The organism is Streptomyces sp. SID3343 (assembly GCF_009865215.1).
Classification (GTDB): domain Bacteria; phylum Actinomycetota; class Actinomycetes; order Streptomycetales; family Streptomycetaceae; genus Embleya.
In genome coordinates, this window is sequence record NZ_WWJX01000538.1 from 1 (window position 1) to 819 (window position 819).

At 75.8% G+C, this 819-nt stretch carries 1 protein-coding gene; it reads right to left on the minus strand.

The window, feature by feature from the left end; translation table 11 throughout:
• A partial coding sequence (locus GT354_RS16705) for a beta-ketoacyl reductase (protein ID WP_161357099.1) occupies positions 1 to 819 on the minus strand: 819 nt, incomplete at both ends.

Consider the following 819-nt stretch of genomic DNA (forward strand, 5'->3'; position numbering starts at 1 on the left):
GCCGGGAGCCGCTTCGCCGCCGGTTCGCCGCCGCGAGGGGCGCTCGGGGCGGGCCGAATCGCCACCACCACGGGTTCGTCGCCGGCCACGGCGGCGTCGAAGAGGGCCAAGCCCTCCTGCGGCCCGAGCGGGGCGAACCCGGAGCGGGCCATCCGCTCCCGATCGGCGTCGCCGAGGTGCGCCATCATGCCGTCGCTCTGCCGCCAGGGACCCCAGACGATCGACGTACCGGCCAATCCGAGTCGGCCGCGGTGTCGGGCCAAGGCGTCCAGCGCGCAGTTGGCCGCGGCGTAGTTGGCCTGGCCGGCGGAGCCGAAGGTGCCCGCCACCGAGGAGAACAGCGCGAACACCGCCAGGTCGTGTCCCAGGGTCAGGTCGTGCAGGGCCAGGGCGGCGTCCGCCTTGGGGCGCAGCACGCTCCTCAGGCGGTCGGTGGTGAGCGCCGTGACGACGCCGTCGTCGAGCACCCCCGCGGTGTGCACGACGCCGGTGAGCGGGTGGGCGTCCGGTACCGCGTCGAGCAGGCCGGCGAGCGCGGTCCGGTCCGCGACGTCGCACGCGTGGACGGCCACCCGGGCGCCGGATGCGCTCAGTTCCGCGACGAGTTCCCGGGCCCCGGGGGCGTCCGGCCCGCGTCGGCCGGCGAGCAACAGATGCCGGACGCCGTGCGCGGTGACCAGGTGCCGCGCCACGAGCATGCCCAGCGAACCGGTGCCGCCGGTGACCAGGACGGTGCCCTCCGGGTCGAGCGGACGCCGCTTGCGCGGCTTCGGTGCCGCCGTGGGCAGTGACACCAGTTTCGGCACGTAGGTCGTGCCT